Source organism: Kribbella sp. NPDC051718 (genome assembly GCF_040681515.1).
Classification (GTDB): Bacteria; Actinomycetota; Actinomycetes; order Propionibacteriales; family Kribbellaceae; genus Kribbella.
The window spans coordinates 1,194,614-1,217,950 of sequence record NZ_JBFAYZ010000001.1 but is presented as its reverse complement, the minus strand read 5'-3'; the positions used below and the strand labels follow the sequence as shown (position 1 = coordinate 1,217,950).

The 23,337-nt window shown below is 65.8% G+C and carries 20 protein-coding genes; 10 read left to right on the top strand and 10 right to left on the bottom strand.

The features are described 5' to 3' along the window. The first annotated feature begins 87 nt into the window (after positions 1–87). On the top strand, positions 88–678 hold the full coding sequence (locus tag AB0M15_RS05990; protein WP_363814342.1) for a TetR/AcrR family transcriptional regulator: 591 nt from the start codon (positions 88–90) through the stop codon (positions 676–678). Here the strand turns inward: AB0M15_RS05990 and AB0M15_RS05985 are convergent. Further along, positions 658–1,779 (bottom strand): glycoside hydrolase family 88 protein, encoded by a 1,122-nt coding sequence (locus AB0M15_RS05985; protein WP_363814340.1) that lies wholly within the window; start codon positions 1,777–1,779, stop codon positions 658–660. The genes AB0M15_RS05990 and AB0M15_RS05985 overlap by 21 nt on opposite strands. Positions 1,780–1,959: 180 nt before the next feature. Here AB0M15_RS05985 and AB0M15_RS05980 point away from each other — a divergent pair, with 180 nt between their 5' ends. After that, entirely contained in the window at positions 1,960–3,171 is a 1,212-nt protein-coding gene (locus AB0M15_RS05980) for an alginate lyase family protein (RefSeq protein ID WP_363814338.1), read from the top strand. A gap of 112 nt (positions 3,172–3,283) precedes the next feature. On the opposite strand, the gene AB0M15_RS05975 is transcribed toward AB0M15_RS05980, so the two are convergent. Then, positions 3,284–4,120, bottom strand: coding sequence for a siderophore-interacting protein (locus AB0M15_RS05975; RefSeq protein WP_363814336.1), 837 nt, complete (start codon positions 4,118–4,120; stop codon positions 3,284–3,286). Positions 4,121–4,241: 121 nt separating this feature from the next. On the opposite strand from AB0M15_RS05975, the gene AB0M15_RS05970 reads away from it, so the two are divergent. From AB0M15_RS05970 to AB0M15_RS05960, 3 genes are read left to right on the top strand one after another with little or no spacing between them, the layout of a single operon-like run. Further along, positions 4,242–5,339, top strand: coding sequence for an iron chelate uptake ABC transporter family permease subunit (locus AB0M15_RS05970; RefSeq protein ID WP_363814334.1), 1,098 nt, complete (start codon positions 4,242–4,244; stop codon positions 5,337–5,339). Continuing rightward, entirely contained in the window at positions 5,339–6,391 is a 1,053-nt protein-coding gene (locus AB0M15_RS05965) for an iron chelate uptake ABC transporter family permease subunit (RefSeq protein WP_363814332.1), read from the top strand. Before AB0M15_RS05970 ends, AB0M15_RS05965 begins: the two co-directional genes overlap by 1 nt. A 1-nt stretch (position 6,392) precedes the next feature. Then, positions 6,393–7,340, top strand: coding sequence for an ABC transporter ATP-binding protein (locus AB0M15_RS05960; protein ID WP_363814330.1), 948 nt, complete (start codon positions 6,393–6,395; stop codon positions 7,338–7,340). Here AB0M15_RS05960 and AB0M15_RS05955 read toward each other — a convergent pair. The 3 genes from AB0M15_RS05955 to AB0M15_RS05945 all read right to left on the bottom strand — a co-directional run bounded on the left by AB0M15_RS05955 (position 7,337) and on the right by AB0M15_RS05945 (position 9,346). Then, positions 7,337–7,954 carry a hypothetical protein gene (locus AB0M15_RS05955; protein ID WP_363814328.1) on the bottom strand — a complete coding sequence of 206 codons (618 nt, stop codon included), beginning with the start codon at positions 7,952–7,954 and terminating at the stop codon, positions 7,337–7,339. The genes AB0M15_RS05960 and AB0M15_RS05955 overlap by 4 nt on opposite strands. 115 nt (positions 7,955–8,069) lie before the next feature. Continuing rightward, complete coding sequence (locus AB0M15_RS05950; RefSeq protein WP_363814326.1) at positions 8,070–8,441, bottom strand: FKBP-type peptidyl-prolyl cis-trans isomerase; 372 nt, start codon at positions 8,439–8,441, stop codon at positions 8,070–8,072. 35 nt (positions 8,442–8,476) lie between these two features. Next, a complete protein-coding gene (locus AB0M15_RS05945) occupies positions 8,477–9,346 on the bottom strand; it encodes an alpha/beta hydrolase (RefSeq protein ID WP_363814324.1) in 870 nt (289 codons plus the stop codon). 73 nt (positions 9,347–9,419) lie between these two features. Between AB0M15_RS05945 and AB0M15_RS05940 the strand changes: the two genes are divergently transcribed. Next, on the top strand, positions 9,420–10,151 hold the full coding sequence (locus AB0M15_RS05940) for a hypothetical protein (protein ID WP_363814322.1): 732 nt from the start codon (positions 9,420–9,422) through the stop codon (positions 10,149–10,151). A gap of 13 nt (positions 10,152–10,164) precedes the next feature. On the opposite strand, the gene AB0M15_RS05935 is transcribed toward AB0M15_RS05940, so the two are convergent. From AB0M15_RS05935 to AB0M15_RS05920, 4 genes are read right to left on the bottom strand one after another with little or no spacing between them, the layout of a single operon-like run. Further along, the gene (locus AB0M15_RS05935) at positions 10,165–13,329 is read right to left on the bottom strand and encodes a type I restriction endonuclease subunit R (protein ID WP_363814320.1); all 3,165 of its coding nucleotides are present in this window, start codon (positions 13,327–13,329) and stop codon (positions 10,165–10,167) included. Then, positions 13,329–14,519, bottom strand: coding sequence for a restriction endonuclease subunit S (locus tag AB0M15_RS05930; protein ID WP_363814318.1), 1,191 nt, complete (start codon positions 14,517–14,519; stop codon positions 13,329–13,331). Before AB0M15_RS05930 ends, AB0M15_RS05935 begins: the two co-directional genes overlap by 1 nt. Next, complete coding sequence (locus AB0M15_RS05925) at positions 14,512–16,134, bottom strand: class I SAM-dependent DNA methyltransferase (RefSeq protein WP_363814317.1); 1,623 nt, start codon at positions 16,132–16,134, stop codon at positions 14,512–14,514. Before AB0M15_RS05925 ends, AB0M15_RS05930 begins: the two co-directional genes overlap by 8 nt. A gap of 1 nt (position 16,135) precedes the next feature. After that, entirely contained in the window at positions 16,136–17,995 is a 1,860-nt protein-coding gene (locus AB0M15_RS05920; RefSeq protein WP_363814315.1) for a hypothetical protein, read from the bottom strand. A gap of 193 nt (positions 17,996–18,188) precedes the next feature. Here AB0M15_RS05920 and AB0M15_RS05915 point away from each other — a divergent pair, with 193 nt between their 5' ends. From AB0M15_RS05915 to purD, 3 genes are all read left to right on the top strand, one after another. Then, complete coding sequence (locus tag AB0M15_RS05915; protein WP_363814313.1) at positions 18,189–19,118, top strand: hypothetical protein; 930 nt, start codon at positions 18,189–18,191, stop codon at positions 19,116–19,118. A gap of 8 nt (positions 19,119–19,126) precedes the next feature. Continuing rightward, the gene (locus AB0M15_RS05910; RefSeq protein WP_363814311.1) at positions 19,127–19,609 is read left to right on the top strand and encodes a hypothetical protein; all 483 of its coding nucleotides are present in this window, start codon (positions 19,127–19,129) and stop codon (positions 19,607–19,609) included. 379 nt (positions 19,610–19,988) lie between these two features. Beyond that, positions 19,989–21,278: a phosphoribosylamine--glycine ligase gene (gene purD / locus AB0M15_RS05905; protein ID WP_363814309.1), complete on the top strand. Its 1,290-nt coding sequence runs from the start codon at positions 19,989–19,991 to the stop codon at positions 21,276–21,278. Here the strand turns inward: purD and AB0M15_RS05900 are convergent. Continuing rightward, positions 21,275–21,937, bottom strand: a complete 663-nt coding sequence (locus AB0M15_RS05900) for a TetR/AcrR family transcriptional regulator C-terminal domain-containing protein (RefSeq protein WP_363814307.1) — start codon at positions 21,935–21,937, stop codon at positions 21,275–21,277. The two genes, purD and AB0M15_RS05900, sit on opposite strands and share 4 nt — an antisense overlap. Before the next feature lie 74 nt (positions 21,938–22,011). On the opposite strand from AB0M15_RS05900, the gene AB0M15_RS05895 reads away from it, so the two are divergent. Continuing rightward, entirely contained in the window at positions 22,012–22,980 is a 969-nt protein-coding gene (locus AB0M15_RS05895; protein ID WP_363814305.1) for an NAD(P)-dependent alcohol dehydrogenase, read from the top strand. Positions 22,981–23,337 lie beyond the last annotated feature (357 nt).

The following is a 23,337-nucleotide window of genomic DNA, read 5'->3' as shown; positions in this document are numbered from 1 at the left end:
CTGGGGAGAGAGTGTGGAAACCGATCTGTTTCCAGAGCCTAAACCGATCGGTTTCCAAACGCAAGCCGAGCCGGTACGCTCGATCCCATGACCACCCAGGCGACACCCCGCGAGCGGCTGCTGGACGCGGCGGGCGAACTCTTCTACCGAGACGGCGTCAACATCGGCGTGGACGCGCTCTGCAAGGCGGCCGGCGTCTCGAAGAAGTCGATGTACCAGCTGTTCCGTTCCAAGGACGAGTTGATCGCGGAGAGCCTCGCCAGCGTGGGGCCGTCGTACCAGCGCGCGCTCGAACCGGATCTGGGCGAGGCGTCGACGCCGCGCGAGCGGATCCTGGTCGTCTTCGAGAAGCAGGACCGGCTGACGGCGCAGGGCGAGTTCTTCGGCTGCCCGTTCGTGAGTACTGCGTTCGAGCTCAAGAATCCCGAGCACCCGGGCAGCGTCGTGGCGCGACACTTCAAGCAGCGGCTGACCGACTTCTTCCTCGGTGAACTGGTGGCCGCCGGGGTCGACGACCCCGAACTGATGGCGGTGCAGTTGACGATGGCGTTCGACGGCGCGAGCGCCCGGGCCGTCGTACGGGCCCAGGCGCTCGGCGGTCTCGGCATCAAGATGGCCGAAGCCCTCCTGGATGCGGCTGGTGTGCGGGCTCCCGAGCTAGCTAGCCAGGCCCGCTAGCTCGGAGCCGGCGAGCAGGAAGCCGCCGACGCCGAAGTCGGCGGTGGAGTCGTAGGTGATCGGCTGGCTCGACTCCGGCCGGTCGCCGACCTTCTGGACATAGCCGAGGAATCCGTCCGGGTGGACGGCGGTCGCGACCATTCCGTTCCAGGCGCGGGCAGCGGTCGACAGATAGCCACTGGCTGTCACCAAACCGGTTTTGATCGCGTATGCGCTGGCATAGGTGAAGAATGCCGTGCCGCTGGTCTCCGGGCCGGGCAGGTGTTGCGGGTCCGCCAGATTGACGTTCCAGAATCCGTCGCTCCGCTGGATCGGCCGCAACGCACCCACCAGTTGCGTCAGCGTGCTCCGGTACTCGGCGACATTCGCTTGGGTCGCCGGCAATGCCTTCAGCGTCTTCACGTGCCCGGCGGCGACCCAGCCGTTGCCACGCGACCAGAGCACAGGCTTGCCGTTCGGCGAGACGATCTTGCCGGGCAGGAACCGGTCGTCGCGGTACCAGAGTCCGCGCGACGGAACGTACAGACCGCGCCTGATCTTGGTGTCCTGGTAGAGCTGGTAGAGCTTCGTCCAGTACGCCGGATCGCCACGCAGCTTGCCGATCCGGGCGAACGGCGGCATCGCCATGTGCAACGCGTCGTCCCACCACCAGTCGTCGATCTTGCTACTGGCAACCATCCGGCTCAGGGTGTCCGTTGCCGCGGTCAACTTGTTGGCGGAAGGCTCTATTTCGTAGAGATCCAGGTACGCCTGGATGGCCGTGTGGTTGTCGGCGTGCCGGGTGGCGACGCCGCCCATGATCCCGTACGAGTGCTTCTCGGCCCAGCTGTGGGTGTAGTCGAGATAGCGCTTCTCGTTGGTCAGTCGGTAGGCGGCCATCAGGCCGCTGAAGAAGGTCGCGCGAGCCCAGCCGTTGTCGCCGGAATCGGGGTGGGTGGCGATCCACTGATCGGCGACCTTGCGGACCAGGCTGACGATCTGGGCCTTCGCCGGGAGGACGTCGGAGGGTGCTGCGGCGGGGGCTGCGGAGGCGGTGACGGAGGGTAGTGCCGGGGCGGCCATGACGGCGGTTCCGAGACTCAGGAAGTGGCGTCGTTTCATGGGACAAGACCTCACTTTGTTCCATTGAGGATGGGACAAATCAGATTTCTGTTCCGGAGTGAAGTTAGTGCTGGTTTGGATATTGACGCCTTCACCCTCTGTCGTCAAACTTCCGAAAAGACTCTTCGGTAGTGGGGGGAACCTGCGAGTCTTTCCGCCCCCACATGCAAGGACCCGCCCATGAAAAAGAAAGCAGTCATTCCAGCGCTGGCCGCCGCCTGCGCGGCCTTGGTCGCCGGCACGCTGACCAGCCCGGCCGTCGCCGCCTCGAAGGCAGAGTCAACGATCCAGGCGCCGCTGGCGCCCGCCACCTTCACGCACCCCGGTGTCGGCGTCAGCGCCGCGCAACTCGACTTCGTCCGCGCCAAGGTCAACGCCGGCGCCCAGCCCTGGACGAACGCGTTCAACCAGGCCAAGAACAGCGTGTACGGATCGCTGTCCCGGGCGCCGAAGGCCCGCGCGGTGGTCGAGTGCGGCCCGTACTCCGACCCCGACATCGGTTGCCGCGACGAGCGTGGCGATGCGATCGCGGCGTACACGGACGCCCTGATCTGGTACATCACCCGAGACGATCGCTATGCGCAGAAGGCGATCCAGCTGATGGACGCCTGGTCGGCGACGATCCGGGACCACACCAACAGCAACGCGCCGCTGCAGACCGCCTGGTCGGCCTCGTCCTGGCCGAAGGCCGCCGAGATCATCAAGCACGTCTACGGCAACTGGCCGAACTCGGGCCGGTTCGGCACCATGCTGCGCAACGTCTATCTGCCCGAGATCATCAACGGCTCGAACTCCAACGGCAACTGGGAGTTGAGCATGACCGAGGCAATCCAGGGCATCGGCGTGTTCCTGGAGGACCGGACCGTCTACGACAAGGCGATCTCGCTGTACCGGGTCCGGGTGCCCGCCTTCGTCTACCTGGAGTCCGACGGCGCGCTGCCGAAGACGAAGCCGAGCCAGAACCTCAACACCCGCGACAAGATCGTCGCGTACTGGCAAGGCCAGGGCACTTTCGTCACCGGCCTGACCCAGGAGACCTGCCGCGACTTCGTCCACACCGGCTACGGCATCTCCGCGATCGGCCACGTGCTGGAGACGTCCCGGATCCAGGGCATCGACCTGTACCCCGAGTTCGGTGAGCGACTGCGCCAGGCCCTCGGCTTCCAGTCCCGCTGGGAGCGCAACCTGGAGCCGGTCCCGTCCTGGCTCTGCAAGGGCAGCGTCAACCGCGGCCTAGGCCCGATCACCGAGGTCGGCTACAACGCCCTCCACACCCGCCTCGGCATCGCCATGGCCAACACCCAAGCCCTCACCGAATCCCGCCGCCCAGCCGGCACCAACGACCTCTTCGTAGCCTGGGAAACCCTCACCCACGCAGAAAACCCGAGCTGACCACCCGCCAGGAGTAGCGACTTCGAACACCCAGTGGCGACCTCGGACATGCTATTACCTGTCCGAGGTCGCCGTTTGGTGTTCAAGGTCGCCATTTGCGGGCGACGCCGCGTCAGATCTGGGGTTCGCCGCGTTTCCAGTAGCCCTGGAAGGAGATGGCGGGTTTGGGGAGGCCGACTGTGTTGACCAGGTGGCGGCGGATTTGTTTGATCATGGTGGATTCGCCGGCCACCCAGGCGTAGTCGACGTCGAAGGGGAGAGTCGCCGATTTCAGGGCCTCGGGCAACGACTTGGGGCCGTCGGTGGGGCCGCCGGTGTGCGGGAGCCAGGTGATGTCGACGCGGCCGGGGCTCGGGAGGGGGCGGATGTCGCGGATGTCGGGGACCTCGACGAAGACGGTTGCCTGTACGTCGGCCGGCAACTGCTCCAGAATGCCGGCCAGCGCAGGCAGTGCGGTCTCGTCGGCGACGAGCACCCGACTCACACTCGTTGCCGGGGGCACGTAATCCACGCCGGACATCAGCATGCCTTTGATGCTCGTGGTGTCCACCGCGAACGGCAGGATCAGACCGATCTCCGCGCCGACGGAGACGGAGCTGACCCAGGCCGACGCAGGACCGTTCACCCCGTGCAGTACGAACTCGATGTCGAGCTCGCCCACCTCGGGACGGAGCGCGCGCACCGTGTACGTCCGCATGATGAAGCGCTCGTCGGCGGGCTGCGCGCACCACTCGGCGTACCAGTTGTCGCCGGCGGGCAGCCGCAGCTCCCCGCCGTCGGGCGGGGAGAGCAGCACCTTGATGCGCTGGTCGGGGCCGGCCGTGACCGCGTCCGCGATCCGCGGGGCCACGAACGTCACCCGGCGCAGGTGCGGGCTGAGGTCGTCGACCGCCGCCACGGTGGCCAGCACCGCCTGGAAGTCGATCGGGCGCTCGAGCACTGTCGTCATGCCAGTGTCTCCGTCAGGGGAAAGTAGTGACAAAGTAGGAGTTCAGGTGCGACCCAGGAGCGAGCCGGGTTAGAGTGAAGCAACTAGAGGTTAGCCTTACCTAAGAGGATCCCAAAGTCCAATGCCCCCGCCTGCAGCAAACGACACGGTCGCCGCAGACCCGGTGTCCGGCGGCCGTTCGGCGACCGGTGCTGCCGGTGGTCAGCGGCGCCCGCGCGCACGGCGTACGACGCTCATCATCGGTTTGATCGTCTGCGCCGCGCTGCTGGTGCTGGTCACGTTGCTCAGCATCGCGGTCGGCTCGAAGCAGATCCCGCTGTCGACCGTGATCGACGCCCTGCGCCACTACGACGCCGGCAACACCGATCACGTGATCATCCGGTCGCTGCGGATGCCCAGGACGGCGATCGGCCTGATGGTCGGCGCGGCGCTCGGCCTGTCCGGCGCGCTGATGCAGGGGGTGACCCGCAACCCGCTCGCCGACCCGGGCATCCTCGGCGTCAATGGCGGTGCCGCCCTCTTTGTTGTCGCGGGCATCTATTGGTTCGGGCTGACCTCACTGACCGCGTACGTCTGGCTCGCCTTCGCCGGCGCGGCTGCTGCCTCCGTCGCGGTCTATCTCCTCGGATCCCTCGGGCGAGAAGGCGCAACCCCGGTCAAGCTCGCCCTGGCCGGCGCGGCGCTGACCGCGATGCTCGGCTCGCTCACCACCGCGCTGCTGATCGGCGACGTCGACACCTTTGACCAGTTCCGGTTCTGGGCGGTCGGATCGCTGGCCGGCCGCGGTTCGGACATCGCCGGGCAGGTCGCGCCGTTCATCCTGATCGGCATCGTGCTCGCGCTGCTCTCCGGCCGCGTCCTCAACGCCCTCTCGCTCGGCGACGACGTGGCCCGCTCACTCGGCCAGCGCGTCGGTATGGCCCGGATCTTCACCGCGATCACCGTCGTACTGCTCTGTGGCGCGGCAACAGCAGCCGCGGGACCGATCGGTTTCATCGGCCTCACCATCCCGCACATCGCGCGCCTGGTGACCGGCCCGGACTACCGCTGGATCCTGCCGTACTCGATGCTGCTCGCCCCGATCCTGCTGCTCGGCTCGGACGTGATCGGCCGGGTCGTCGCCCAGCCCGGTGAGCTCCAGGTCGGCATCGTCACCGCGGTGATCGGCGCACCCTTCTTCATCGCCCTGGTACGCCGCCGGAAGCTGGCGGACCTCTGATGGCCGCCGTCACCGCGGAGCACTCGCCCGCCCAGATCATCGCCCGGGCGCGCGCCGTCCGGCGGGCCCGCAATCTCGCCGTCGTCGTCGTGCTGGCGGTCATCGTCTTCGTCATCTTCTGCGTCTCGCTGTCGCTGGGCGACTTCAAGATCCCCGTCATCGATGTCGTCAAGACACTCTTCGGCGGCGGTGACAAGGCGACCGAGTTCATCGTCAACCGGCTCCGGCTGCCACGGGCGCTGACCGCGATCCTGGTCGGCGCGGCGCTCGGCATCTCCGGCGCGATCTTCCAGAGCATCGCCCGCAACCCGCTGGCCAGTCCGGACATCATCGGCGTCACGTACGGCGCGAGCGCGTTCGCGGTCTTCGCGATCGTCACCCTCAGCCTGACCGGCTGGGCGGTGGCCGGCTTCGCGATCTTGGGCGCGCTGGTCACGGCGCTGACCATGTACCTGCTCGCCTGGCGGCGTGGAGTGTCGAGCTACCGGCTGATCCTGGTCGGGATCGGCATCGGCGCGATCGCGACCAGCGTCACGTCGTACCTGCTGACCAGGGCGCGGGTCGAGATCGCCCAGCAGGCGTTCATCTGGCTGACCGGCAGCCTGAACGGGCGGGACTGGTCGCACGTCCGCACTATGGCGATCATGCTGGTACTGGCCGCGCCGGTGACGATGATCCTGGTGCAGCGGCTGCGCATCCTGCAGCTCGGCGACGAGACGGCGTACGGGCTGGGTCTGCGGGTCGAAAGTACCCGGCTGGGGCTGATCGTGGTCGCCGTCCTGCTGGCCGCGGTCGCCACGGCAGCGGCCGGACCGATCGGTTTCGTCGCCTTCGTCGCGCCGCCGATCGCCCGCTGGCTGACCCGCTCGCCCGGTCCGGCGCTGGTGGCGTCCGCGCTGATCGGCGCGCTCGTGATCGCGTTGTCGGACCTCGTCGCGCAGCACGTGCTGGGCCAGACCCAGTTGCCGGTCGGTGTCATCACCGGGGTGATCGGCGCGCCGTACCTGATGTTCCTCTTGGCCCGGACGAACCGGATCGGAAGTGGTGGCTGACATGGAGACGCACGTGGAACACAGCCTGTCGGCCGAGCACCTCGCCGTCGGCTACGACCAGCGGGAGATCATCCACGACCTGTCGGTGCGGATCCCGACCGGCAAGATCAGCGTGATCGTCGGCGCGAACGCGTGTGGCAAGTCGACCCTGCTGAAGACGCTGGCCCGGCTGCTCAAGCCGAGCCGCGGCACCGTACTGCTGGACGGCAAGAGCATCCAGTCGATCCCGACCCGCGCCGTCGCCTTGAAGCTCGGGTTGCTGCCGCAGTCGCCGACCGCGCCGGAGGGGATCACCGTCGCCGACCTGGTCGGCCGCGGCCGGTACCCCCGCCAGGGCTGGATCCGGCAGTGGACCAAGGGCGACGACGAGGCGATCGCGGACGCGATGACGTCGACGGACGTACTCGAGATCGCCGACCGGCCGATCGACGAACTGTCCGGTGGCCAGCGGCAACGGGTCTGGATCGCGATGGCGCTCGCGCAGGAGACCGACATCCTGCTGCTCGACGAGCCGACGACGTTCCTGGATCTGACCCACCAGTTCGAAGTACTGGACCTGCTGGTCGATCTGAACAAGCGCGACCAGCGGACCATCGTGCTCGTCCTGCACGACCTCAACCAGGCCTGCCGGTTCGGCGATCACCTGATCGCGATGAAGGACGGCGCAATCGTTGCCGAGGGCAACCCAAGCGAGGTGATCACCGAGCAGGTCGTCCAAGACGTCTTCGGCCTTGCGGTGAAGGTGATTCCTGACCCCGTCGCCGGCACCCCGATGGTCGTCCCGATCGGCCGCCACACGACCCGCACCGCCCAGCCCGCGGCCAATCACCCCGCGGCCACCGGACAACCCGCGGCCGGCAGCCAGCTCGCGGGCGCGGGGAACCCGGCCGCGAAGGCGCTGGCCGCGTCGGCCGCCGCCAACGGAATCTGCCGACCGGCCGACCGCTAAGACCTCTTGCGGCTTACCTGGAAGAAGATCAGGCCTGCCAGCAAGGCGCCGAGGGTGCCGAGGGCGAGGTCGCCGAGGGTGTCGGTGTAGGCGGTTTGCAGTTCGGGGGAGTGGCGGACGAAGGCGACGTACTCGCCGAGCTCCCAGATCACCGCGGCGGTGGCGCCGAAGCCGAGGGCGACGAAGGTGGTCAGGCCACGGGTCAGTTCGCGAGGGGCGAAGGCGGTCAGCACACCGGCGGTGAGCAAGCCCCACAGGATGAAGTGCATCGCGTCGTCCCACCAGTTGATGGTGTCGAACAGGTTGAGCCGGTTGCCCAGCAGATCGACCAGCCACGGCAGGGTGATCAGCAGGTCCGCGTGCCACGGGAACCTCTTGTGCAGCTTGCTTTTCGTCCGGCCGTACGCGAACCACCACAGCGGAAGTACCAGCGCCCCGAGCGGATAGACGACCAGCCGGGCGCCAGACGCCTTGCCCTTGATGCCGCTCAGGTCCGGCCAGATGATTGCTGTCAGCAACAAGGCGAACAGCGCGGCTTTGGCCAGCAGGGCGGCGTACTTCGTCCAGTCGGTCCTGGCGCGGGCCGGAGCAGTGGTGGCAACCATCGTCGTCATGCCTCCCAGTCAACCCTGCTGGGGCGGCAGCGCGGATGCGTAGTACTACCTGAAAAGCCCCCGATCGCGTCATTGTGACGCAACCGGGGGCCAGTGGGTTACTGCGGTGGATGGATCAGCTCACGCTGAGCAGGTCGACCACGAAGATCAGGGTCTCGCCGGGCTTGATCGCGGCGCCCGCGCCGCGGTCGCCGTAGCCCAGGTGCGGCGGGATGACGAGCTTGCGCCGGCCACCCACCTTCATGCCCTGGACGCCGGTGTCCCAGCCCTGGATGACCTGGCCGACGCCGAGCTGGAAGGCCAGCGGCGCGCCCCGGTCGTACGAGGCGTCGAACTGCTCGCCGGTGGAGTGAGCAACGCCCACGTAGTGCACGTTGACGCGGGAACCGGCCTTGGCCTCGTCGCCGTCGCCCTCGGTGATGTCGGTGATCTCCAGATCCGCCGGCGGCGGGCCATCCGGAAAGTCGATCTCAGGCTTGTCAGTCATGTCTCCAGCTAACCAGATGGGTCGGCGGGGATCGGTCAGCGGGCCAGTACTTCGCGCAGGCGCGCCGCGAACTCGGCCGGTTTGCCGGGCATACCGTACTCGTCGCCGAGGAAGCCGCCGTGGTTGCTCGGGAACACCACCGGGGTCAGGTCGAGTCGCTCGGCAACCGCCTTCCCACCGCGCGCCGCGAGCTGGTTGGCCGACTCCTCGCCGATCCCGACCACCAGCTTGCCGCTGCTCCGGCCGAGCGCGTCGAAGTCGGGCTGGTACGACGTACAGCCGCGGAGGTTCTGCCCGAGCAGCGCGTCCTCGCGGGAACCGTCGTCCTCGGCCGGCAGCCCGAACATCGCCGGATCGGGTGCCGGCTGGTCGGTGTAGTCGGCCGGGATTTCGCCTTCGAAGCTGACGATCGAGATGAACTTGGCCATCCCGGCGCCCATCCCGTCGCGCTGGTAGGTGTCGTAGATGTCCTTGACGGCTTTGAGCGCCGCCTCGCTGTCCGGGATGATCGCGGCCAGCGGAGGCTCGTGCGCGACCAGCGTCTTGACCAGGTCGGGCCGCTGGGCGAGCAGGCCGAGCGCGTTGACCGCTCCACCACTGCTCGCGAACAGGTCGACCGGCCCGGCGTCGATGGCCTCGATCAGCGCGGCCAGGTCGGCGGCGTGGTCGTCGGGGGAGAGCTCGCCGGTGCCGTCGGTGCGCGTGCTGCGCTCGACGCCGCGCGGGTCGTACGTCACCACGGTCCGGTCGGTGAAGTGCGAGGCCAGGGTCGGGAAGCCGCTCGCCCCCATCGGGGAGCCGATCATCAGGAGTACGGGCTGTTCGCGATCGTCGAGTTCGCCGCGCACGTCGTACGTGAGAATCGCGCCCGGTACGGCGAGGATGTGGGTGACGGGTTCCGGCATGACAACTCCTCAGGTCGGTCTCGTTGCTGCACCTTAGACCCCCTGCACCCTTCCAGGGCTAGCGTCGAGACCCATGCGGAAGAAACTCGTGATCCTGCTCAGCGCCGCGACGATCGTTGCCGCCGCAACAGGTCTCTCCGTCGCGCGCCCCTCGGACGCGGCTGCACCGGGGGAGAACTACGGCCAGTACTCCCTGATGTTCGAAAAATCCGCCGGCCAGTACTGGGCAGGGGGCGCCGCCGCCGGCCAATGGGCCTGGACCCCACTGACCGCGACTACTTCCGACATCTCCTGGGGCGACCCCAAAGCCTGGCCCCCCAAATCCGCCGAACACTTCATCCACTCCGGCGACTGGGTCCTCCTGGACGGCTACAACGACGGCGCCGGCCGCCCCCTGACCCAGATCCAACGAGTCACTTCCGAATCAATCGGCTCAGCCACCTGCACCGGCATGCAACCCCTACCGTCAGCCTCCGGCCGCCAGCACTACGTCAAATGGAACATCCCCACCACCGGATACTGCCTGGACGCGTCCGGCACCATCAAGCCCCCCAACAACTCCACCACGGTGAACTTCCGTCACCTCCAGAAGTGGAGCCCCCCACACCCCTGCTCCAACCAGTACTTCCCCACCCAAACCTGCATCACCCAGTTCGAACAATGGTGGGACGACAACCACCACCCCTACTCCCTCCAACTCTCCCGCACCCTGGAAATCGCCAAAGGCAAAGGCCCAGCCTTCACCAACCACACCACCGTCCCCCTCACCTGGAACGCAGAAGCCAGGTACTACTGGCACTACTAGACCGAACAGCTGTCTACCCGGCGAACCGCGGGGCCATCGCCTCCATCTGTTCGATGACCAACTTGATTGCCTCAGGTTGTCTGTCCGGCGGGTACTTGTACTTCACCAACAGTCGTTTGATCGAAGATCGCAGCTTCGCCCGTACGTCGTCGCGTACCGTCCAGTCGGTCTTGATGTCACGGCGCATCACCTCGACCAGCTCTCGGGCGATCTGAGCCAGGACGTCCTCTCCCTGTACCTCGACGGCGGATTCGTTGGTGGTCACGGCGTCGTAGAAGGCGAGCTCATCTTCAGACAAAGGCGGAGTGAACTCCTTGCCGCGGTTACCTTCAGCCGCGACTTCCTTGGCCATCTCAATGAGCTCCGCGATGACCTCGGCCGAGGTGAGTTGCTGATTGGTGTACTTGTTCATCAGCTCCCTGATGCGCTCGGAGAATGCCCGTTGCCGGACGAGATTGTTGCGGGTCGCCCGAGCGGTCTCCTCCGTGAGCAGATCGCGCAGTGCCTCGATCGCGAGGTGCGGGTTGTCGGCCTTCTGAGCCTTCAATCGGAAGTCTGGGCCGAGGTCCGACAGCGATGGCTTGGGCAGACCAGCCGCCTCGTAGATGTCAACGACCTCGCCCGTGGCGGTCGACGTGGCCACCAGGCTGGCGAGTAGTCGCTGTATCTCCTCCGGGACCGGCTCGCCGGAAGCCTGCCGCTCCTGGGCATCGAACTTGGCCATCCACACTCGGACTTCTTCGTAGAATTTTGCTGTACTACGAAGCTCAGCGAGCGTGTCGCGTCCGGAGGCCAGGGCCCACGCTCGGGCGAGCTGGTTGGAAAGCTTTCGGAACCGCTGGCCCAATGTCTCCTCGCTGTCGGTAGCTTGATTCCCCGGCGTCGATGGCGAACGAAGGTAGTTGGTGAGTCCGACAGCAGCTTTGATCCAGCTCTTCGTATCTCCCGCCAACTGCTTCCGCCACGAATAGCCGGAGCAAACGTTGTCGAGCGTTTCGAGGAGCGTCCGGGCGAGCGCAGCCGCCTCGTCGACATTTCGGCCGACAGGCTTCTCGGCACGATCCGTCTCGGTGTACTCCGCAAGCGCATGGGTGAGGTTGTCGCCCAGTGGCGCATATGCAACCAGCAAACCGCTCGGCTTCCCCCGAAAGGTGCGGTTTACCCGTGCCAGCGTCTGCATCAGCAGGGCGCCCTTGAGCGGCCGATCAAGGTACAGGGTGTGCAGAGGTGGCGCGTCAAAGCCGGTCAGCATCATGTTCTGGACGATGACCATCTGCAGCGGATCTTCAGCGTCCTTGAGGCGCTTCTGGATCACCTTGTTGAGGGCCTCGCGGCGAACGTGCTTGGCGACCAAGCCGGTGTCTGTCGCGTCGCCGGAGTAGACGACTTTGACCACGCCCTTGTCGACGGCGGAGTCATGCCACTCAGGGCGAAGCTTGATGATCTCCTCGTAGAGGTTGGCGCAGATCTCGCGGGTGGCGCCAACTATGAATGCCTTGCCAGGTGAGGAGATGAACGGCCGCATCACCTCCGACCGCTCATCCCAGTGTTCAAGGATGTCGGCCGCCAGCGCAGCGAGGCGGGCTGGAGCGCCGTACACGGCGTTGATCACCGCGACCGTCTTCTCGATCCGATCGCGCTCTACGACGTCGAGGCCGACCGTCGCCTCGTCGGCTGCCTCATCGAGTTGCTCATCGGTGACTTCGCCCGCGAGCTTCACTGCGACGATGCGCGGCTCGAAATAGACAGGAACAGTGGCCCCGTCGTCAACGGCTCGAGTGAGGTCGTAGGTATCGATGACGTTGCCGAACACATCCTGGGTGTTGCGGTCCGCGAAGGAGAGCGGTGTTCCAGTGAAGGCTATGAAGGCAGCATTGGGAAGTGCATCGCGGATGTGGCGGGCAAAACCGTCAAGGTCGTCGTAGTGGCTGCGGTGAGCCTCATCGACGATCACAACGATGTTGCGCCGGTCGGTCAGCAGCGGATGGTCGAGCCCCGCATGGCGCTCCTTCTCCGTGAGCCCGAACTTCTGCAGTGTCGTGAAGTAGATGCCGCCGGTGTTTCGGTTGGTCAGCTCATCCCTCAGCCGGCCGCGCGTCGTGACTTTGACCGGAGTCTCGGCGAGGAGGCGCGAACGGTTGAAGGTCTCGAAAAGCTGGCTGTCGAGCTCTGTGCGGTCGGTAACGACTACAAGAGTCGGGTTTCTGAGCTTGGGCTGGAGACTCACCAGGTGGGCGTAGAGCTCCATCTCCATCGACTTGCCTGAACCCTGGGTGTGCCAGACGACGCCGGCCTTGCCGTTGCTCTCGACCGCCGCAACCGTCGACCCGACCGCCTTGGTGACTGCGAAGTACTGGTGTGGCTTGGCGATCCGCTTCGTATACCCCTCCGCTCCGGTGTCAAAGGCAACGAAGTTCCGCTGCAGCTGCAGGAACCGCTCCTGATTGCAGACGCCATCGAGGAGCCACTCCAGCTCGACTCCCGTGCTCGTATCGTCCTTGGTGTCTGAAGTCAAGCGACGCCCGTCGTCATCGACGTTCCACGGCGAGTAGTGGTTGAGCGGAGTAAAGGGCGTGCCGTACCGCGCGGTGATGCCGTCGCTGATGACAGACAACACACAGAACCGAAACGCCATCGGGAACTCGCGAAGGTAGGTACCCAACTGTGCGTGCGCCGAGGCGACGTCCGCTCGCTTGGCGCCTGCCTTCTTCAGTTCGACGACCACCACGGGCATGCCGTTGAGATACAGCACGACATCGAACCGCCGCTCGACCTCCGACGACCTGATGCTAACCTGGCTGACGGCCAGGAACTCGTTCTCCTCGACTACCTGGCTGACCAGCCGGATCGTCGGATTCTGCTCGATTCCGCCGGCATCCACATAGCTGATGCCGCGATATCCGTGCACCACAAGCTGGTGAATCCGATAGTTCTCCGCGATCGCGTCCTGCGACGTCGGCGAGACGATCTCGGCCATCGCCTGCTCGACATACTCCCCCGGCACCAGCGGATTCAACTGCCTCATCGCGGTAAGCAGCCGCCCGCGCAGCACGATATCTTCCCATGATGCCCGCCCGCCTTCAGTGCCCGGCGCAACTTCATTGCCATGAAGCTTCTCCCACCCATGGTCGAAGAGCTCGCCCAGCGCGAACTCCTCCCACTCAGCTTCGCTGACCATCAGACGACCTCCTCCACCAGCTTCTCAGCGTCCCGTACTCGGATTTTTCCCGACATCAGAAGGGGCAGTAACGCGTCGCGTGTGGCCGCCAGCCGCCTTGATTCCACGCCGGCCGCGTGTGCGCGATATCGGAGAGGTAAAGCGAACTCTTCGAAATGATCCCAGTCCGCAGCATCCAGTTCGGGGATCGGAGCCTCAGCAAAACGCTCCGCTCTGACAGCCGGGTAGGCGCTGCCTTCGGCCACGCTCTCCAGATAACTGGCGAACTGCTCGGTTCGCGTTGCTTCGTATACGCCTGCAATCCGTCCCGCGCGAGGAGACAGCACAGCCAGACCTGTCGACGCGATCAGCAGTGGATCGTCATCGAGCACAAGCGCGTGGGACCGGCGGTTGGGGCGAACCGTCGACCAGACCGTGTCGCCGGCGCTGACGACCCGCCGCGCCCGTCCAGGCGCGTCATCCCACGATGACTCGTCAGGGAGGACATAGTCGCCCTGACTGACCGACGAGATATCGATGTAGCGCAAAGAAGCGCCTGGCTTCGGCTTCGTGACACCAGCGTTGATGACCGCGAGATCGGCCATTCTCGCCGGTCGCCGACCAGCTGACAGGCGGCGGAACCGTGCCATCGCAACCTCGTCCACGAGTGCCCGGATCCGGTCATTGGCGGACATCTTGTCGTCGAGTGCTCCCAGCACCTCCGCGATTGCGTGCTGCTCTTGGATCGGACGGTCCGGGATCGTTAGCCGCGCCAGAATACCCAGGTTGGTATGCGGAACGCCGGTCGATATAGCATTGTCATTGATCTGATTCAAGAACTCCTGGCCGGAGCACGCGTAATATACGAACGTTGGGTCAGCGATTTCTTCGTCGACTCGTAGTCGCATCTGACTTTGCGATACAACATATTCGGCGTGCTGGCCTCGAGGCACTACGGCCACCTGACCGAGCGTCCCGCGCTGGGTAAAAATCAGGTCGCCTGGGACCGCATTATTCCGGGCGAGGTCGCGTGCGAACTTGTCCGGAGTTACGAACGCGAAGTCGCCGCCAACGTAGCGGCGGAGCATGTTCGCACCCCGGATGACCGGCACGCCGTCGTCAACGTAGTCCGCACCGACGAGATCGGAACCGAACGGCCCACCGACCAATCCCCGATCGACGGCAACGGTGGCTAGCGCGCGCTCATGCATCGAGCCGCTCCAACTGCTCGCGGACGACCTTCTCCAGACGTGCCGACTCATCGAACGCGTGAAGGAGATCGTCGGTAAGCCGCTTGATCTTGGCGTCGATCGGTTCGCCGTCCTCATCTGCGTCGGGGCTACCGACATACCGGCCGGGTGTGAGGGGGTAGTCGGACGCCTTGATCTCACTGAGCGCGGCGGATTTACAGAAGCCAGGGAGGTCCTCGTAGACGAGCTTCTTGGCCGCGGCCGATTCCGAGCCGCGCCAGGCGTGGTAGGTGTCGCCGATACGGACGATGTCTTCGGTGGACAAGTCTCGCTCGGCGCGGTCGGCCATGTAGCCGAGTTCGCGGGCGTCTATGAAAAGCACCTGGCCGGTGCGGTCGATGGAGCCCTGTTTGCCGGCGGTCTTGTCCTTGGCGAAGAACCACACGCAAACCGGAATTCCGGTGCTGCGGAAGAGTTGCGTTGGTAGGGCGATCATGCAGGAGACCAGGTCGGCCTCGATGATCTGGGCGCGGATGTCGCCTTCGCCGTTGGAGTTCGACGACATGGAGCCGTTCGCCATCACGACGCCGGCCTGACCGCCTGGGGCGAGCTTCGAGAGGATGTGTTGGATCCAGGCGTAGTTGGCGTTGTTGGCCGGCGGTACGCCGTACTTCCAGCGCTTGTCCTCGACGTTGCGGGCCCAGTCCTTGATGTTGAAGGGCGGGTTCGCCATCACGAAGTCCATCTGGACATCGGGATGCTGGTCGCGGGCGAACGTGTCACCCCAGCGAGCGCCCAGGCCCTTGTTGTCGATGCCGTGGATGGCGAGGTTCATCTTGGCCATCCGCCAAGTCTCCTCGTTCGCCTCCTGGCCGTAGATGGAGATGTCCTTCGGGTCGCCCTCGTGCTCGTAGATGAACTTCTCTGTCTGTACGAACATGCCGCCCGAGCCGCAGCACGGGTCGTAGACACGGCCACTGTGCGGCTCCAGTACCTGGACGATCGTCTTGACAACGCTCGGCGGGGTGAAGAACTCGCCGCCCCGCTTGCCCTCGGCGCGGGCGAAGCTGCCGAGGAAGTACTCGTATACCTCTCCCATCAAGTCGCGGGCGCGGTGCTCGCCCTGTCGACTGAAGCGAGCGCTGTTGAAGAGGTCGAGGAGTTCGCCGAGCCGGCGCTGGTCGATGTTGTCGCGGTTGAAGAGCCGGGGCAGGGTGCCGCGAAGACTCTCGTTGGCATTCATGACCGCGTCCATGGCCTCGTCGACCAGTGAGCCGATCGTGCGAGGCGCCAGACCGTCGACCGACTGCTTTCCCTTGGCGTTCTCTGCCAGGTAGGACCAGCGGGCCTCAGGCGGTACTACGAAGACCCCATACCCCTGGTACTCCTCGGGGTCATCGATGAGATCGGCGATCTGCTGCTCGTCGTAGTCCTGCGCCGTCAAGTCCGCACGGATCGCCTCGCGGCGTTCGTCGTACGCGTCAGAGACGTACTTAAGGAAGACCAAGCCAAGGATGACGTCCTTGTACTGGCTCGACGACAGGGAGCCCCGTAGCTTGTCCGCTGCCTTCCAGAGCGTGTCCTTGAGCTCCTTCATGGTCGATGGCGCGGTCGGTTCCTTCTTACGTGGTGGCACGTCATCCTGCTCTCTTGGTAATAATCGAATCGATCGTGACCGCGCCTGCGGCCACTCCCTCGATCAAGCTCGTTGTCAGATCCTCGAGTGCCCGCTCATGACGGCGGAGCGCTTCGAGATGGTCAGCAGCGGCCGTGAGCGCCGCTTCAAGCGCCTCAGACTCTCTTGCCGCGAGTTCCGGCACGTTCCAGGTCTGCCATTCGCTTCCCTGCGGAACGACCTCGTTTATCAGCGCAGCAAGGGCGAACGGCCCGATGCCGGCGCCTTGCTGGAGCCGCAGTATGCGGCTCGGGGACGCCACTAGCGAGCCGCCCTCGGTGTCGACCTGAGCCATCGGTCGCGGCTGCTGGACGAATACGACGTCGCCCGGCTCCGTTCTGTTCGCCCGCGGGTATTGTCGTTCTGCGTCAAATGGATCGAGCCGGAGCCCGTCGGTACTTCTGTCGGCCGACACAATCCGAACTGTCGCGCTAGCGTCGGTAGGCACCGTGCTGATGCGGTTTCCTCGCTTCATGACAATCTGCCCCGCTCCGAGCAGCTCACCCAGAGAACGTTGTCGCAATATCACTTGACCGGGTGCAGGTGCGACGGTGACGTCATATCCAGAGAGTGGCTCACTCGTCGTCAGCGTCGCGGTATACACGCGGTCGAGGTGTGTTGTCGCATCGGCTGTTCCGAGTCGGATTGCTCGAACACCTCGAGGTACGACCGGTCCGCCGGCGAGCACTGGAGCCAGGTCGGCGCGTCGGGCGTACCGGTATGCGCGGTCCTCGGTGACCTGCAAAGCGGCGACAACATCAGACGCAAGGTCTTCGAAGTCAATCGTCACCCCAGCGAGGTCGGCCACGCGTAGCGACTGGGCACTGCGACCGCCGTGAAGGATCCACAGTGCCAGGCTCTGCCGGTGGGCCGCCTTCCAGAGGCCGCGTGGGAGACGAACTGCCATCGCAAGGCTTCCAGTACGGAGGGTCTGCGAACGCCGCTGCTCTGCATCGCCGATGAGCGGGTCGCAAAGAACGGCGGCAGGGCCAAGGACGACACCGATATCCGCCGCCCCAAGGGAGAGTGCGAGGTTGTCGACAGCCTCTAGCATGGCGGCATCAGACTCTCCCACCACCGAGATCACGTGCACCGCACCGCGGGCTTCGCGGAGTACTTCGACACCATCGATCACAGCCCGCCTGCGTTGTGGACGCGCCGCGGTGTCGTCCTCGTCGAGGAGGATGCCGGCGAAGGCCTCGGGAAGCCCTCGCATGAGCTGGTGGTCTGCCGGTGGAACGAGGGCGATAGCCTCGTCGCCCAGGTAGGCCCGGCCGGCTGTCGCGACCGCCTCAAGCAGCGCGACGAGCTTGTCGGTCAGCCCCCGCTCTGTTGTTTCGCGCTTGAGTCGACCTGATTCGGCCCGCGCAAGAGCGTCAGCCGCGCCGTACGACGCCTCGATCAGGTCGGCGACATACTCCAACAGAGGTGGCGTGTTTCCGAGTGCGAGCACCTCGCGGAGCAGCAGTTCGTCGGAAGTGTCGGCGCTCTCGGCAGCTGCGACCAGCTCTGCTCGGCTGAGACCATCCAGTTCGACGCCTGTAAGGACATGGAGACACAGGAGAGTCACGATGTCCTCGAGGGCGATGTCGTCGGGGATTGCGAAGGCGGGAGCGTCCTGCCGTACGTCGACGTTGTTGCCGCGTCCCGTCTCCTCCAACCACGCCACTATCTCGTCGCGGTCGAAGTGATCGAGCCCGCCTACGGTCCTGACCGGCAGCGGGAAGGGGATCTCTCGCCCACGCACCCGAGGGCGGCGGCGCCACATCGACACAACGGGCCGGCTCACCCGAGCGAGCTCGGCGATGTCTTGCAGCGTCAATGCCGGTCTTGTAGTCATTGCGCACCCTCCCTCCAAAGCCTGGCTTCGACCAAGACTAGGGCAGATTTGAGCGGTATACATGAAATATCTGATAAGCGGCCTTATCAGTGTTTATGCTCGACCTGGTGAACAGGGCAACGCATTCTCGAGTCACTCGCTGTCACCCGACGGCATGAGCACGGGAGCGACCTCGATGACCGACAGCCACATCAACGCGCACTTCGATACCGCGGCGGCTGCCGTGGTCATCCGGGCGCTGACCATCACGGACAAGGACGTCGTCCGCGAGGCTCAGCACTGGACCACCGGGCGGAGGGGCCCGGTGGTCCAGGAGCCGACTGAGCTTGCCGGAACCGATCTGTCGACGTTTGCCACCGAAGCGATGGTCATCGGCGCGCGGGCACTCGCCGCCACGGCGCAGACCACTGAGGCACGCGTCATCGAGCAGCTGCTCAAGGACGTCGGCGACAAGACTGCAGCAGCGACGACCAAGGCCGCGGAGCTGACTGAGCAGGCGGTGAAGGACGCTGCCCAGACTGTCACCAAGGTGGCCACGGATGCGAAGAAGGCGATCACCGAGGCAGATCAGCAGAGCCGCAAGGAGTTCACGACTGCGGTGGAGGGTGCCAAGAATGGCCTGACCGCCGAGATCAAGCGTCTGTTCGGCGGAGACAGCCCCGAGTTGCTCGACCGCCTCCAACCGCTACTGGACAAGTTCGGAGCCGGCCTGGAAATCCAGGTGAGCACCAGCGCCCGCGAACTGCTGGAGAGGGCAGCCAAGCAGTTCGACCCCGCCGATCCCACCTCTCCGATGGCGAAGCACGCCGCTGCGCTTACGACCCAGCAGGAGAAGTTCACGCAGCAGATCGAGAAGAACCACTCGGAGCTCGCGCTCAAGGTCGACGAACTGACGACCACCCTGAAGGTGCAGCAGGCCAAAGCCACCTTGGCGAAAGTCACGCCCATCAAGGGCAGCTCGTTCGAAGCTCAGATCCATGATCTGATGCGAGGCATCGCGGCCGGACTCGGCGACGAATACACCGACACGACTTCTAAGGTCGGTCTGGTTCCCCGCAGCAAGAAGGGCGATGTCTCCTCAACGTCGGCAGTTCGGCGCGCGTAGTACTCGAGATGACCGATTCGCCGCGCACCGGCTGGATCGACTATTTCGATGAGGCAGAGCGGAACCGGGCTGCAGTTGCAGCGATCGGGCTCGTCCGCAGCCCGGAGCAGAACGACAACCAGACGATCCGGGTGCTGGGTCCGCGCAGGATTGTCGCGTCGTTCGATCCGGACCAGGACGACCCTGAACTGCTCCGCACCATTGTGATGCTGCTGAGGACGGTGGCAATCGCCGCCTCCGCTCGGACCGGCGCCACCGAGGTCGCCACGGCCGAGGAGAAGATCGCGGAAGCACTCACGCAGCTGGACAAGATCGCCAGGGTGAAGAAGCTTGCCAACGGCATCCAGAAGAGCGCAGGCACGATCGACAGTGAGTGCGCCGGCATCAGCGCCGCAATCGAACGCCTCCTCAACCAGGCACTCAACGCGCTGACCGGAACCACGAACGCGACGCCAACCGTAATCCACAACATCGAGTCCGGCGCCGCATGAGCGCCATGAAAGTCTGTTGTGACGAGACGTGGCTGGCTTCTACCTGGTTGCCAAGTACGGCACGAAACGCGCGGCAGTGACGCTGTCCAAGGTGGTTCCCGGGGTCGGTGGTGGAGTCGACGCTGCGGAAACCCGCACGATCGGTCGGGCGGCAAAGAAGGTCTTTCCCCGATGAGCAGTAGGCGGTAGCCGCGCGGCCCGGTCGTCGGCTGGGTCGGCTCCACGGCGGGGTCGCGGAGTGCGCGACAGAGGAGCGTGGAAGTCGCGCGACGTAGGAGCGCAAACACGGGCGGGTGGGAGCGACCCGGAGCTGGAGCGACGCAGGAGCGGAAGTGGAGGGCGCGTGGGGGAATGCGTGCGTGCACTAGGCTCAGGGCTTGTGAAGGTTTTGGTTGTGGGCTCTGGTGGGCGTGAGCATGCACTGGTCTGGGCGTTGAGCCGGGATCCTGAGGTTGAGCAGGTTGTGGCGGCGCCGGGGAATCCGGGGATCGAGGCGTTGCAGCCGGCACACGACGGGCAAACGATTGTTTGCCGGGCGGTGGAGATCTCGGATCATGACGCGGTGGTGGCGCTGGCGCAGGAGGTCGGCGCCGATCTGGTGGTGGTTGGTCCGGAGGCACCGCTGGTGGCCGGGCTGGCTGATCCGCTGAGGGCGGCGGGGATCGCCGTGTTCGGGCCGTCCAAGGAGGCGGCTGAGATCGAGGGGTCCAAGGCGTTCGCCAAGGATGTGATGGCCGCGGCGAGTGTGCCGACCGGCCGGGCGTACGTCTGTACGACGCCGGAGCAGGCCGCCGAGGCGATCGACGCGTTCGGGCCGCCATACGTGGTCAAGGATGACGCGCTTGCGGCGGGCAAGGGGGTCGTCGTCACGTCGGACCGCGCGGAGGCGCTCGAGCACGCGGCCGGGTGTGAGCAGGTGCTGATCGAGGAGTTCCTCGACGGCCCCGAGGTCTCCCTGTTCGCGATCACCGACGGCCAGACCGTGTTGCCGATGCAGCCGGCGCAGGACTTCAAACGCCTTGCGGACAACGACGAAGGGCCCAACACCGGCGGCATGGGCGCGTACACCCCGTTGCCCTGGGCACCGGAAGGGCTGGTCGAGGAGATCACCGAGAAGGTGCTCCAGCCGACCATCGACGAGCTCCGCCGCCGCGGCACCCCGTTCAGCGGACTTCTGTACGCCGGACTCGCGCTGACCTCCCGTGGCGTCCGGGTGATCGAGTTCAACGCCCGCTTCGGCGACCCGGAGACGCAGGCCCTGCTGCCGTTGCTGCAGACCCCGCTCGGCGGACTGCTGTACGCCGCCGCGACCGGCAAACTCGCCGACGCCGAACCCCTGCGCTGGAAGTCGGGCGCATCGGTGGCGGTCGTGGTCGCGGCCAAGAAGTACCCGGCCAAGCCGCGCAGCGGTGACGTCATCACCGGCATCGACCAGGCCGAGGCCGGGGGCGTCCGCGTCTTCCACGCCGGTACGACGATCGAGGACGGCGAGGTCGTCACGTCGGGCGGCCGGGTCCTCGCGGTCAGCGCCACCGGCAAGGATCTCGACGAGGCCCGCCAGCGTGCCTACGCCGGCGTCGGCCAGATCCTCATCAAGGGCTCGCAGCACCGCACCGACATCGCCCTCAAGGCAGCCCGCGGTGAGATCCAGCTGGAGCCGGTCAGCTAACCGAGCAACCGGGCAAGTCCGTCCAGGATCAACGAAAGACCGAAGTCGAACTCGTCGCCGAACGCGTAACCGGGCTGGAGGACATGATCCACCGCCAGCTCGGTCAGGTGCGGATACTGCCCTGAGCCGAACTGCTCCATCATCCCGCCGGCCACCTCGGCCGCGCCCTCGGATCCCTCGAACGGCAACGACGCCTCCTGTACCGCGAACCCGTAAACGAACGCGTCGAGCAAGGCATAGGCGTGCGCCGTCATCGCCACCGAGAACCCGGCCGCCCGAAAAGTCCCCACATTCGCGTCGTGATGCCGCAATGTCGCCGGCCCCGGGCTGGTCCGCGACTCCATCAACGCGATCGCCCACGGATGCCGCCGCAACACCTCCCGGGCCGAGTGCGCCCGCTTGCTGATCTCCACCCGCCAGTCACCACCGGGCACCGGCAGCTCGATCTCGCCGAAGACCAGGTCGACGATCCCGTCGAGGATCTCGTTCTTGTTCGCGACGTAGTAGTAGACCGACATCGGCTTCACATCGAGCTGGCTGGCCAATGACCGGATCGTCAGTCCGCCCAGGCCGCCGCCGTCCGCGACCGCGACGGCAGCCCGCAGTACCCGCTCGCGGCTGAGTTGAGCGCGCTCCGTAGACCCCTGTGACCGTGGCATCGGAACGGACGATAGCAGTTTCGTACTAAGTACGATACGCTCCACTTACTTAGTACGACGAGGGGGAGACGGAAATGCGCGCAGTCGTCAGGGACAGCTACGGCACGGCCGACGTGCTGCGAGTGGCCGAGATCGCCAAACCGACACCGGGTCCGGGGGAGGTGTTGGTGCAGGTCGAGGCTGGAGGGCTCGATCGGGGCGCCTGGCACCTGATGACCGGCAAGCCGTACCTTCTCCGCCTCGTCTTCGGCGTGCGCCGGCCGAGGAACCCCCTGCTCGGGCGGGAGCTCGCGGGTCGCGTCGTCGCCCTCGGCGAAGGGGTGAGCAAGTTCGCCGAGGGCGACGAGGTGTTCGGCATCGGCGAGGGAAGTTTCGCCCAGTACGCCGTTGCGCGCATCGACAAGCTGGCCGCGAAACCGGCCGGCCTCGCCTTCGCCGAAGCCGCGGTGCTCGGGATCTCCGCGACTACCGCATTGCAAGCACTCCGCCACGGCAAGATCCAGGCCGGTCAGAAGGTACTGATCACCGGCGCATCCGGTGGCGTCGGCTCGTACGCGGTCCAGCTCGCCAAGGCCTTCGGTGCCGAAGTCACCGGCACCGCCAGTACTGCGAAGCTCGCGCTGGTGCAGAAGTTCGGGGCCGACCATGTCCTCGACTACACCAATGAGGATTTCGCGGACGGCACTCACCGCTACGACCTGATCATCGACCTGGCCGGCAATCCGACGCTGAAAAGACTGCGCCGGGCACTCACCAAGACCGGGACCGCTGTCATCGCAGGAGGCGAAGGCGGCGGTCCCATTTCCGGCGGCACCGATCGGCAACTCCGGGGACAACTCCTGTCGCTGTTCATCCGGCAGCGGCTGACCGGCCTGCTGGCGAAGGAGAACGCCGCCGATCTCGAGATCCTGCTGGAGCTGGTCGAAGCGGGCAAGGTGCAGCCGAGCATCGACAGTGTGGTGCCGCTCGACGGGGTGCCGCAGGCTCTCGTCGACCTCGGTGACGGCCTGGTCAGCGGCAAGATCGCGGTCGCCGTCTCCTGATGTGGACGTCCAGACCCCCGGCGACCGCTCGCCGGGGGTCTCGTCATGTTGCCGCAAAGTGCATCCCGTGAGTCGTACGTGTTACCAGCGGCAACGGATCGGAAATCTCCCGGCTGTATGAAGCGTTTGACCTGCGCTCCGGCCGGTCGCCTGGTCAATTGTCCAGGAAATACTCCGGAAATCACCCGGTAATCTGCCGGTGATTGAGTGCCGATGGCGGGCTTGTAAATTCTGTAAAACGCCTCGGACTGACAGGTTCGATGGCCTACAGTCGCTGCTGAGCAGTTCGAGCATGCCGCCCCGCTGGCTCGAAGGGCCTTCCCAGGCCATTGTTTGATCATTTGTATTGCGGGGGTT

What these genes read in the sequence shown, in the direction of transcription:
- AB0M15_RS05980 (WP_363814338.1), top strand. Translation starts at nt 1,960, where the DNA reads ATGAAAAAGAAAGCAGTCATTCCAGCGCTGGCCGCCGCCTGCGCGGCC.
- AB0M15_RS05915 (WP_363814313.1), top strand. Translation starts at nt 18,189, where the DNA reads ATGACCGACAGCCACATCAACGCGCACTTCGATACCGCGGCGGCTGCC.
- AB0M15_RS05930 (WP_363814318.1), bottom strand. Translation starts at nt 14,519, where the DNA reads ATGCATGAGCGCGCGCTAGCCACCGTTGCCGTCGATCGGGGATTGGTC.
- AB0M15_RS05945 (WP_363814324.1), bottom strand. Translation starts at nt 9,346, where the DNA reads ATGCCGGAACCCGTCACCCACATCCTCGCCGTACCGGGCGCGATTCTC.
- AB0M15_RS05970 (WP_363814334.1), top strand. Translation starts at nt 4,242, where the DNA reads ATGCCCCCGCCTGCAGCAAACGACACGGTCGCCGCAGACCCGGTGTCC.
- AB0M15_RS05910 (WP_363814311.1), top strand. Translation starts at nt 19,127, where the DNA reads ATGACCGATTCGCCGCGCACCGGCTGGATCGACTATTTCGATGAGGCA.
- AB0M15_RS05985 (WP_363814340.1), bottom strand. Translation starts at nt 1,779, where the DNA reads ATGAAACGACGCCACTTCCTGAGTCTCGGAACCGCCGTCATGGCCGCC.
- AB0M15_RS05990 (WP_363814342.1), top strand. Translation starts at nt 88, where the DNA reads ATGACCACCCAGGCGACACCCCGCGAGCGGCTGCTGGACGCGGCGGGC.
- AB0M15_RS05900 (WP_363814307.1), bottom strand. Translation starts at nt 21,937, where the DNA reads ATGCCACGGTCACAGGGGTCTACGGAGCGCGCTCAACTCAGCCGCGAG.
- AB0M15_RS05895 (WP_363814305.1), top strand. Translation starts at nt 22,012, where the DNA reads ATGCGCGCAGTCGTCAGGGACAGCTACGGCACGGCCGACGTGCTGCGA.
- AB0M15_RS05960 (WP_363814330.1), top strand. Translation starts at nt 6,393, where the DNA reads ATGGAGACGCACGTGGAACACAGCCTGTCGGCCGAGCACCTCGCCGTC.
- AB0M15_RS05975 (WP_363814336.1), bottom strand. Translation starts at nt 4,120, where the DNA reads ATGACGACAGTGCTCGAGCGCCCGATCGACTTCCAGGCGGTGCTGGCC.
- AB0M15_RS05940 (WP_363814322.1), top strand. Translation starts at nt 9,420, where the DNA reads ATGCGGAAGAAACTCGTGATCCTGCTCAGCGCCGCGACGATCGTTGCC.
- AB0M15_RS05955 (WP_363814328.1), bottom strand. Translation starts at nt 7,954, where the DNA reads ATGACGACGATGGTTGCCACCACTGCTCCGGCCCGCGCCAGGACCGAC.
- AB0M15_RS05950 (WP_363814326.1), bottom strand. Translation starts at nt 8,441, where the DNA reads ATGACTGACAAGCCTGAGATCGACTTTCCGGATGGCCCGCCGCCGGCG.
- AB0M15_RS05935 (WP_363814320.1), bottom strand. Translation starts at nt 13,329, where the DNA reads ATGGTCAGCGAAGCTGAGTGGGAGGAGTTCGCGCTGGGCGAGCTCTTC.
- AB0M15_RS05965 (WP_363814332.1), top strand. Translation starts at nt 5,339, where the DNA reads ATGGCCGCCGTCACCGCGGAGCACTCGCCCGCCCAGATCATCGCCCGG.